General features: G+C 59.0%; 10 protein-coding genes. 2 read left to right on the top strand and 8 right to left on the bottom strand.

What is annotated here, in order from left to right; all coding sequences use genetic code 11:
* Positions 1-149 precede the first annotated feature (149 nt).
* From JWQ61_RS18215 to JWQ61_RS18205, 3 genes are all read right to left on the bottom strand, one after another.
* Positions 150-944: an ABC transporter ATP-binding protein gene (locus tag JWQ61_RS18215; RefSeq protein WP_014005544.1), complete on the bottom strand. Its 795-nt coding sequence runs from the start codon at positions 942-944 to the stop codon at positions 150-152.
* On the bottom strand, positions 944-1,894 hold the full coding sequence (locus JWQ61_RS18210) for an ABC transporter permease (RefSeq protein WP_304361746.1): 951 nt from the start codon (positions 1,892-1,894) through the stop codon (positions 944-946). Before JWQ61_RS18210 ends, JWQ61_RS18215 begins: the two co-directional genes overlap by 1 nt.
* A gap of 118 nt (positions 1,895-2,012) precedes the next feature.
* A complete protein-coding gene (locus JWQ61_RS18205) occupies positions 2,013-2,990 on the bottom strand; it encodes an ABC transporter substrate-binding protein (protein ID WP_304361745.1) in 978 nt (325 codons plus the stop codon).
* A gap of 214 nt (positions 2,991-3,204) precedes the next feature.
* Here JWQ61_RS18205 and JWQ61_RS18200 point away from each other — a divergent pair, with 214 nt between their 5' ends.
* Entirely contained in the window at positions 3,205-3,681 is a 477-nt protein-coding gene (locus JWQ61_RS18200; protein ID WP_120237794.1) for an Lrp/AsnC family transcriptional regulator, read from the top strand.
* Between the two features lie 121 nt (positions 3,682-3,802).
* Here the strand turns inward: JWQ61_RS18200 and aceA are convergent, their stop codons facing one another.
* The 3 genes from aceA to JWQ61_RS18185 all read right to left on the bottom strand — a co-directional run bounded on the left by aceA (position 3,803) and on the right by JWQ61_RS18185 (position 8,251).
* A complete protein-coding gene (gene aceA / locus JWQ61_RS18195) occupies positions 3,803-5,098 on the bottom strand; it encodes an isocitrate lyase (RefSeq protein WP_014005539.1) in 1,296 nt (431 codons plus the stop codon).
* A 290-nt stretch (positions 5,099-5,388) separates the two neighbouring features.
* The gene (locus JWQ61_RS18190; protein ID WP_304361744.1) at positions 5,389-7,767 is read right to left on the bottom strand and encodes a TonB-dependent receptor; all 2,379 of its coding nucleotides are present in this window, start codon (positions 7,765-7,767) and stop codon (positions 5,389-5,391) included.
* Positions 7,768-7,915: 148 nt separating this feature from the next.
* Positions 7,916-8,251, bottom strand: coding sequence for a hypothetical protein (locus tag JWQ61_RS18185; protein WP_304361743.1), 336 nt, complete (start codon positions 8,249-8,251; stop codon positions 7,916-7,918).
* Between the two features lie 398 nt (positions 8,252-8,649).
* On the opposite strand from JWQ61_RS18185, the gene JWQ61_RS18180 reads away from it, so the two are divergent.
* The gene (locus tag JWQ61_RS18180; RefSeq protein ID WP_014005535.1) at positions 8,650-9,180 is read left to right on the top strand and encodes a PaaI family thioesterase; all 531 of its coding nucleotides are present in this window, start codon (positions 8,650-8,652) and stop codon (positions 9,178-9,180) included.
* Between the two features lies 1 nt (position 9,181).
* On the opposite strand, the gene JWQ61_RS18175 is transcribed toward JWQ61_RS18180, so the two are convergent.
* Both JWQ61_RS18175 and JWQ61_RS18170 read right to left on the bottom strand, forming a co-directional pair.
* Entirely contained in the window at positions 9,182-9,967 is a 786-nt protein-coding gene (locus JWQ61_RS18175) for a hypothetical protein (protein ID WP_304361742.1), read from the bottom strand.
* 8 nt (positions 9,968-9,975) lie between these two features.
* Positions 9,976-10,176, bottom strand: coding sequence for a hypothetical protein (locus JWQ61_RS18170; protein WP_147356182.1), 201 nt, complete (start codon positions 10,174-10,176; stop codon positions 9,976-9,978).
* Positions 10,177-10,190 lie beyond the last annotated feature (14 nt).

Below are 10,190 nucleotides of genomic sequence, written 5' to 3'. Positions count from 1 at the left end.
CCGCCGCGCAGCGAGTTGATGACGATCCAGCCGCGCGCCGGGGTTTCCGCGTCATGCCATTCAAAGACGATTTCCGGCGCCCTGCTTTCGAACGCATTCAATAAAGCCTTCATGTTTCTCCTGTCTGAGTTTTCTATGCTGCTGTCCGGTCAGCCCAGCAACAGCTTGTCGTCATCGATTTTTTCGCCGCGCGTGGTTTCGAACATGCGCAGCAGGTCCGGCACGTCCATGCCCTTGCGCTGCTCGCCGTGAACGTCCAGGATCACCTTGCCTTCGTGCAGCATCACGGTGCGCGTGCCGTAGTCCAGCGCCTGGCGCATGCTGTGGGTCACCATCATTGCCGTCAGTTTTCCCGATTCGACGATCTTGGCCGTCAGGCTCAAGATGAAGGCCGCGGTTTTCGGATCGAGTGCGGCGGTATGTTCATCCAGCAGCAAGATGCGCGACGGCTGCAGCGAAGCCATCAGCAGGCTGACCGCCTGGCGCTGGCCGCCGGACAGCAGGCCCATGCGGTCGGACAGGCGGTTTTCCAGGCCCAGGCCGAGGATGCTGAGCTTTTCGCGGAACAGTGCGCGCAGGTTGCGGTTCAGGGAAAAACGCAGGCCACGCGGGCTACCGCGCTTCCAGGCCAGCGCCATGTTTTCTTCAATCGTCAGGCTCTCGCAGGTGCCCGCCATCGGATCCTGGAATACGCGCGCCACCAGGTCGGCACGCTGCCAGCTGGAACGCCGCGTAGCATCGGTGCCGTCGATGGTGATGCTGCCGCTGTCGACCATCAGGTCGCCGCAGACTGCATTCAGCATGGTCGATTTGCCGGCGCCGTTGGAGCCGATCACGGTGACAAACTGGCCAGAAGGAATTTCCAGCGATAGGCCGCGCAAGACCTTGTTTTCGATCGGCGTGTCGGGATTGAAAGTGACTTCCAGATTATCGAGTTTCAACATCAATTTTCCCCTTTACGCGGTGCCAGCCCATTGTTGATGCTGGCAGAAGGCTTGGGTTTTCCACTACCGCGCATGCGCTTGTAACTGCGCTTGAAATTAGGAATCAGCAGCGCCAGGCCGACCAGCAGGGCCGTGACCAGATTCAAATCCTGTGCCTTGAGACCGATGAAATCCATGTCCAGCGCCAGCGCAATGAAGAAGCGGTACAGCACCGCGCCGAAAATACAGGCCGCCGTAGTCACCACCAGGCTGCGCGCCGGCAGCACGGTTTCACCGATGATCACCGCTGCCAGGCCGATTACGATGGTGCCGATGCCCATCGAAATGTCGGCGCCGCCCTGGGTCTGCACGAACAACGCGCCCGCCAGCGCTACCAACGCATTGGAAATCGCCAGGCCCCATACCGTCTGGCGGTTGGTGGAAATGCCCTGGGCGCGCGCCATGCGCGCATTAGCGCCAGTGGCGCGCATCGACAGGCCGGTTTCCGACGCGAAAAAAGCATCCAGCAGGAGCTTGGCGATCAGCACGATCACCAGCATCACCAACGGCTGCACCCAGTAATCCGGGAGGCCGCCGATGCTGGTCATGCTGAACACCGTCGGCTCGCTGATCAGCGCCACGTTGGGTTTACCCATGATGCGCAGGTTGACCGAATACAGCGCGATCATCACCAGGATGCTGGCCAACAATTGCATGATCTTCAGGTAGACATTCAGGCAGGCTGTCACGCAGCCCGCCAGTCCGCCGGCCAGCAGCGCGATGAAAGTGGCAAGGAAAGGATTCCAGCCGGAGACGATCAGGGTGGCGGCAACTGCGCCGCCGAGGGGGAAACTGCCGTCGACCGTCAGGTCGGGAAAATTGACGACACGGAAAGACAAGAACACGCCAAGCGCGACCAGGCCAAAAATCAGGCCGATCTCAATGGCGCCTAGCGAAGCGATGAGCGACATAAACTTCCTTCAATAAGCTACGGAACCGCCATACCTGGCAGATGGCAGGCGGTTCACCAACAAGACAATCACCAGCAATGCGACAGGCAGATGGCCGTCGCGGCCATCCATGCGCATCTTATTGTTCAACCACCTTGGCCGATTTGACCAGGTCGGCCGGCAAGGTCAGACCTTGTTTCAGGGCGGCTTTAGGATTGACGTAGAGTTCGAATGTCGTGCTGGTTTGCGAAGCGATCTTGCCGGCGGCTTCGCCCTTCAGGATGCGCACCACGATCTTGCCGGTCTGGCGGCCGAGGTCGTAGTAGTTGAGGCCGATGGCGGCAGCCGCGCCGCGTTTCACCGCGCCGGTGTCGGCGGCGACCACAGGCAGCTTGGCTTGTTCCGCCACCTTGACGATGCCTTCGAAGGCCGACATGACGTTGTTGTCGGTTGGTGCGTAGATGACGTCGACCTTGCCCACCAGGCTTTGCGCAGCGCTAGGCACATCGATGGTGCGGGCAGCGGCGCCTTCGACCAGGGTCAGGTCGGTGCCGGCCAGCAGCTTCTTGAGCGACTCAACGATGGATACCGAATTCGCTTCGCCCGGGCTGTAGATCACGCCGATGCGCTTGGCCTTCGGCGCTACCTTGCGGATCAGTTCGATCTGCTTGTCCAGCGGCGACATGTCGGACACGCCGGTGACGTTGGTGCCGGATGCATCCCAGCTCTTCACCAGCTTGGCCGCGACCGGATCGGTCACCGCGGCATACACGATAGGCACGGTCTTGGTCGCTGCCACCAGCGCCTGGGCCGATGGGGTGGCGATCGCGACCGCGACATCCGGCTGGCTGCCGGCATACTTGCGGGCGATCTGCGACGCCGTGGCGTTGTTGCCTTGCGCGCTTTGGTATTCGAACTTCAGATTCTTGCCGGCTTCGTAGCCGGCCGCCTTCAACTCGTCCTTGACGCCGTCGCGCACAGCGTCGAGCGCCGGATGTTCAACGATGGCCGTCACCACTACTGTTTTATCGGCAGCGTAGGCGGCGGAAGCGGATACGCCCGCCAGGCTAAGCAAGACTACGGATGCAATAGCGGAACGCAAGAAAGGAAATTTCATGACTTTGTCTCCAAATGAGTCAGTTTGGTTGCCGGAAATCGGCTTCTTTATTATATTGCAACAGGAACATGTTTCATGCTGCTCCCCTGCTGCGCCATATGTTATTTTGAAAAAAGTATAGCTTTTAACGCTAAAAATTGGCTTGCGACTTGAGGCCGATGTTTACCCGGTTATGAAATATAATTTCGTAGAAAACCCGCAAATCGAGAATAAATTGCACAAAATAGACATCGATCAAATCGACCGTAAAATGTTGACTTTTCTGCAGCAGAACGGCCGCGTGTCCAACCTGGAGCTGGCGCAGGCGGTCAATCTGTCGGCCCCGCAATGCCACCGCCGCCATCGGCGGCTGGAAGAAGCGGGGTTTATCGTACGCTATGAAACCCGCCTGAATCCAGCCAGCCTGGGCTTGTTCGTGATCGCCTTCGTCCACGTCTCGATGGAAAAAGGACATATCAACGACTTGTCCGGCTTCAAGAACGCCATCAACGAATGGCCGCAGATCCTGGAATGTTACTCGGTAACCGGCGATTTTGATTATGTGCTCAAGGTCACCGCGCACGACTTGAAAGAGCTGTCGGATTTTCTGATGGAAAAGCTGATGCGCATGCGCGGCGTCAGCGGCGTGCGCTCCAGTGTCTGCCTGGATGAAATCAAGTCGACCAACATGCTGCCTTTACCTCCTGTATGAACCGGCTGCCCGAATAAAAAAAGCCGCATCCTTGTGGGATGCGGCCTTCTGGGCTACAAGTGAGATAACACTCTGCAGCTTGCCGGCTAACCGGCATTCAAACCACCTTTAATCCGGCAAATCAGGCAACCTTGGCTTCGAAGAACTGTTCATCTTCGGTCGAGCCGTGCAAGGCGGTAGTCGAGGACTGGCCTTGCTGGATCGCCTGGGTCACGGCATCGAAATAACCGGTGCCGACTTCGCGCTGGTGCTTGACCGCGGTGAAGCCCTTGTCGGCGGCAGCGAATTCGGCTTCCTGCAGTTCGACGAATGCGGACATCTGGTTGCGGGCATAACCGTGCGCCAGGTTGAACATCGAGTAGTTCAATGCGTGGAAACCGGCCAGCGTGATGAACTGGAACTTGTAGCCCATCGCGCCCAGTTCTTTCTGGAACTTGGCGATGGTGGCGTCGTCCAGGTTCTTTTTCCAGTTGAACGATGGCGAGCAGTTATACGCCAGCATCTTGCCCGGGAACTTGGCATGCACCGCTTCCGCGAATTTCTTGGCGAAAGCCAGGTCCGGCTTGCCGGTTTCGCACCACACCAGATCGGCGTACGGCGAATAAGCCAGTGCGCGCGAGATAGCCTGTTCGATGCCTGGGCGGGTCTTGTAGAAACCTTCGACGGTGCGTTCGCCGGTCAGGAACGGCTTGTCGTTCTCGTCGACGTCGGAAGTCAGCAGGTCGGCCGCTTCGGCATCGGTGCGTGCGATCACCAGGGTCGAAGTGCCGGAAACGTCAGCCGCCAGGCGCGCAGCGTTCAGCTTTTCAACCGCTTCACGGCTTGGCACCAGCACCTTGCCGCCCATGTGGCCGCATTTCTTGACCGACGCCAGCTGGTCTTCGAAGTGGACGCCGGCAGCGCCGGCATCGATCATCGACTTCATCAGTTCATAGGCGTTCAGCACGCCGCCGAAACCGGCTTCCGCATCCGCCACGATAGGCGCGAAAAAGTCGATATCGTTTTTGCCTTCCGACCATTGGATCTGATCGGCGCGCTGGAAAGTATTGTTGATGCGCTTGACCACCAGCGGCACCGAGTTGGCCGGATACAGCGACTGGTCAGGATACATTTCACCGGCCAGGTTGGCGTCGCCGGCGACTTGCCAGCCCGACAGATAGATCGCTTTCAAGCCTGCCTTGACTTGCTGCATCGCCTGGTTGCCGGTCAGCGCGCCGAGGGAGTTGACGAATGGCTCTTCGTGCAGCAACTTCCACAGTTTGTCGGCGCCGCGTTTTGCCAGCGTGTGTTCGATCTGGACCGAACCGCGCAGACGCACCACGTCTTCTGCAGAATAATTGCGGGTAACGCCCTTCCAGCGTGGATTCTCGGCCCAGTCCTTGGCCAGTGCTGCAACTTGCTGTTCACGTGTAGTCATCGTCGTTCTCCTGTTAAAAACAAAAAGTGAAATCAAATCCGATGACTAAATAGTAGGCCTATCTGTGCGAGGCAACAATGTCTTATATAAGACATATAAGTATTTTTATTTTGTTTAAATTCAATAACTTAACTTTCATTTTTTGCGATATGAAATAAAATCCCTGAGAGTGAAATATGAAAATGGTGCTTCGCATTTCAAAATTTCACATTATGAAATACATGTCATATCCTGAAATATGCGAAAAAAAACGGGGAGCAAGCTCCCCGTCTTCATAGCCGTCCCCTGCTTCAGAACGATTTTGTCAGCGCCAGGTAGAAAGCGCGGCGCTGGCCAAACTGCGGCGCGCCGACGCCGATGCCCGAGCCGTCGCGGATTTCATAAACCTTGTCGAGCAGGTTGATCACGCTCAGGCGCGTAGTGAACTTGCCGATCGGGCTGTCGTTGAAGGTATGGCTGGCGCCCAGGTTGACTTCGGTATACGCCGGCAAATGCTCGGTATTGGCGAAACCGCTGCGCAAGCCGCTGCCGAACAATGCATCCGCGGTCAGCGTCGTGCCCTGCCACAGATAGGAAACGCCGGTCGATGCGGTAATGCTTTGATCGTGATCCAGGTGCACCCAGTTGCTGGAGATGTAGTTCAGTTCATCCTGGCCGAAGTTATATTGACTCGACACGATGTTCTTGCCCAGCGCAGTAGAGCGCGCCAGGTTCAGGTAGGCCGACAGGTTGTCCTTGTGGTAGTTCACGGTCAGCTCCAGGCCGTACACCTTGCCCTGCGCATAGTTGAACGGCGTGTACAGCAAGGCCGAACCGAACTGCCCTTCGTCCAGCATGTTCTTGACCTTCTTGTAGTAGCCGTCCAGCCCCACAGTCACATGCTGGGTCAGCTGGTGGTTGACGCCCAGGTCGTAATAATCCGAGCTCTCGGCCTGCACCGGGTCGTTCTGGTTGTTGGCCGGGGCGTTGGTGGTGCCGTTGAAGCTGGTGATGGTGTTCGAACCGATCAGTTCGCTGGCGGGCGGCGTGAAGTACCTGGCATAACCGGCATGGAAGGTAGTCCGCGGCGTCATCTGGTACACCACGCCGATGCGCGGACTGAACTGGCTGGCGCTGACATAGGCATTCACCCAGTCGGCGCGGGCGCCGTAATTCAAGGTCACCTTATCGCTCAGCTTCCATTCGTCTTGCAGATAGATGCCGGTCTGGTTGGTGGTCTTCTGGCTGCTGTCGGCCAGCGAGATCGGCTGCGTCGACAGCTGCGCGCCGCTGTCGTCCGCAGGGAAAGTCAGCGAGTTGTCGCTGTTCTTCAAGTTCTCGCGGGTGTAGTTGACGCCGGCGCGCAGCGTATGGCTGGCGTTCAGGCGATAACTGCCGTCGGCCTGCAGGCCGTTCGCCAGGCCGGTGCGCAACACCCGCGACGCGACCCCGGTATACAACAGGTCGCCGGTCTGGTCCGGCTCGAACAGCACTTTCGAATAACGGCTGAATGCCGCCACCTGGTAATCGATGTCCGGGCCGATTTTGCCTTGCAGGGCAAGGATGCCGTAACGGTTGGTTTCATGCTGCCGCTCGTTCAGGTCGGCCGACGGGAAATCGGTCACGCCGTCCAGCTGAAAACCCGGGGTCTGGCCGGCGCTGTTCGGTATCTGGAAACGGCCGTCCGAATTGCCGAGGATCAGGCTGACCCGCGTATCGGCATCGAGCAGGTAAGAGAAATAACCGAAGGCCTTGTTTTGCAAAGTGCGGTCGTGCAAGGCGCTGGAAGCGCCGGTAGGATTTTCGATGCCCAGGTTGTTGGCTTCGAAGGAACCGTTGATGTAGTAGCTGAAGGAATCGGTGCTGCCGCTCACATCGCCGCTGACCTGGCGCGTGTTGTTGCTGCCGATCTGCACGCCGATATTGCCGCCATTCTGCAGCTCGCCGTTCTTGGTATGGATATCGACCACGCCCGCGGTCCGGTAGCCATACTGCGCCGGCAAGGCGCCGGTGAGGACGCTGACGCTGTCGACAAAGCGGGTGTCCAGGGTCTGGCCGAAGCCGGAAATGCTTTCCGGCAGGATGATGCCGTTCAGGCGGTATTGCAGGTTGGCGTGGTCGCCGCGCACGTGCAGCTGGCCGAAGGAATCCTGGGCCACGCCGGGCGCGCGCAGCAAGACTTCATTGAACGCCGTGTCCTCGCCTTGCGGCATGGCGGCGATTTCCTTGCGGCCGATGCGATAGATGCTGCTGCCGGTTTCTACCTGGATGCCGTTCCTGGCGCGGTCCAGGCGATCGGCGGTGACCACCACTGCATTGCTGGCCGTGACCGTGCCGGCCCGGCTGGCTTTCAAGGTGATATCGGTAGTCGCGCCGGCCTCGTCGGCTACTGTCACCGTGCCGTTCTCCGACTGGAAGGAAGGTTTGCCGACGCTGATCGCATAGCTGCCGGGCGCGATGTCGCTAAAGACAAAGTGTCCCTGCTGGTCGCTGCGGGTGCTGCCGACGGCGTTGCCGCTTGCATCTTTCAAGGCGACCGTGGCGTCAGGCAAGGGATGGCCAAGCGCATCATGGATGGCGCCGCTGATCTGTTTGGCGGCGGACTGTGCATAAGCGGCGGGAACGGCAAAACCGTAAGCGAGCGCAATCAGGGCGCTCAGTTGTAGTGGACGCAACAAGCGTGTTTTCATTCTCAAAACTCCAGTATGGGGAAACAACCCCCGCGAATAGCCGACCCCTCGTTTCCGGGGCGGCTGGCAAACGCCGCAACGCGATCCGGAAAAGGCACAGCCTCAGGGCTGCCTTAGGTCAGAAACAAACAGGGAAAAACAGGGAGGGTCAAACGACCGGGGCTGGAGGAGCTTGAGAATGCGGAGTGAGGTAATGCTTCTGTGCCGGGATAAAGACATACACCAGTTCGACTGCCGTGCGGTAGGCGAAGACCAGCACCGGCGTCAGCACCGGCACCGGGCTGGATGGGACAGGAGAAGGGAAATCGGCAGCCAGGTCGCAGCTGACGCAATCGGATGAAATTTCCGCCAGGCTGTGGTGATGGAAAGCCATCCCGACCAGTTGCAGTACCAGGATAGCCAGCGCCAGCCATAATGCGAACTGCTGCAGGCGCAGCTTGAGCCGGCGCCTGGCGTGGAAATGCGGTTCGACGATCAGCCGCATGCGGCGCCCGTGCAGCTGCCAGGCCGGCCGGCATCAGGCAAAGGCGCACCGGTCGCACGTGCAAAGCACTGCGTTGACTTGGTGAAACTGGTTTGCTGACGATGCATGCGGTTCGGCCTGGTGATGTCTTTGGTGAAAAATCAAAGACCTGAAACTGCGAGTGTAATCGGTAACCGGCATCGTTTGCAAGCCAATTGCAACACAGTTGCACGGATCAAACCACATGTTGTTCATCAGGCAAACCCGGAAATCAGCGCTACGATGGCCGCACCGCTTCCCGTCCGATGCGCGGATAAAATTCCGCTTACAATCGATTGCCTTGGTTTGGGCTCGCGTCAGAGCGGCGGCAAGCTCGATCAACCCCACCAGCAATAAACAGCAAACGAACAGGAGAATGCATGTCCAACCGTGAAGAAACCGTGGCGCAATGGCAGGCCGAAGACAGCGCCGTGCGCGCCAGGCTGGCAGCCCCCGGCGTCGCCTCGCTGGAACAGCTGAAGCAATACAGCGGCGTTGAATTCTTGCAAGCCATCCTGAGGGGCGAATTGCCGATTCCGCCGATTGCGCAAACGCTGGACTTCAACCTGATCGAAGCCGAACCCGGCCGCGTGGTGTTCCAGGGGACGCCAGCCATGCAGCATTACAACCCGATCGGCAGCGTACACGGCGGCTACTTTTGCACCTTGCTGGATTCGGCGCTGGGATGCGCGGTGCAGTCGGCGCTGCCCAAGGGCAGCGGCTACACCACGCTGGAACTGAAGGTCAACCTGATCCGTGCGCTCACGGATAAGACCGGGCCGGTGCGCGCGATCGGCAAAGTGATACAGGTCGGCGGCAGGGTCGGCGTGGCGGAAGCCAATATCGTGGACGTCGAAGGCAAGATCTATGCGCATGCGACCACTACCTGCCTGGTGTTTCCCCTGCCCTAGCCTAGTCTGCCGCGCTGTCGTCGGCAGGCGTTTCCGCCAGCACCTTGGCCAGCTTGATGTATTCGATGTTCAAGGTGATCGCTTCACTGTAGCGCAGCACGAAATAGTCGCCATCGACGCCATAGAAACGCGCCAGGTCCTGCTCCACCGTGGCGTCGTTCTCCTTGTCGGCGACCAGCGGACGCCGCATCACCTGCTGCAGGATGAGCCGGTCCAGGACACCGTTGACGTCAAAAAAATAATCCGTCAGGAGGCCGGTAAACAACACCGCCTGGCCGGCCACGTTGACAATCGCCGATACCGCGATCAGGTCCGGCCGCCGTCCCTCTTCAAAATCGGCGCCGGTCAGCAGGTAGTACCATGGCGCCTGGTTAAAACGCAGCCAGGGGACAAACCAGCCGGCGCCGGAACGGTCCAGCCCGAAGCGGGTGATGAGCAGCCGGAAACCGTTCGGCACAACCCAGGCGCCCGCATACAAGGTCAGGAAATAGGCGCTGATCCAGGAAAATTCCAGGGCGATTCCATGGACCGCCCTGGACTGGCTGGCGGGATCGGAAGACAGCAGCTCCAGCAACAGCAGCGGCTGCAATACTCGCCCGAACAAGACGGCGGACAGCAGCAGCCACAGGCAGTGGAAAATGCAGTTCCACAGCACCGCCTCGGTGACAATCTGTCCAAACGGGGAATAATCAAAGGAAGCGCGTTCCGCACGCTTGAAGCGGGAACGGGCGATAAAACCGGGGAGCAACAGCAGGAAGACAATGAAAGCAGGCAGCGCTACGTTCATCTATGCGCTCAGGCAGCGCTGGGGACAACGGTAACGCGGTACTGGACAGTTCCCTCTTGCTCGGAATGCAAGCTGATCACGCTGTCGGTTTCGACGGCAGTCGATAAGGACGACTTGGAGTTCTTGCTGGCCAGATAGGCGCGCAATTGCAGCGCTGCCCTCGGGTCAGCGAGAATCTTTTTGGCCAATTCGCTCTGGAGTGCTTTCATAGTGTCTTTACTAT

It is taken from the genome of Collimonas fungivorans (assembly GCF_028292705.1).
Lineage (GTDB): Bacteria > Pseudomonadota > Gammaproteobacteria > Burkholderiales > Burkholderiaceae_D > Collimonas > Collimonas fungivorans_B.
Note: the sequence above shows the minus strand (reverse complement) of the source record. Positions and strands in the feature narration are given on the sequence as shown.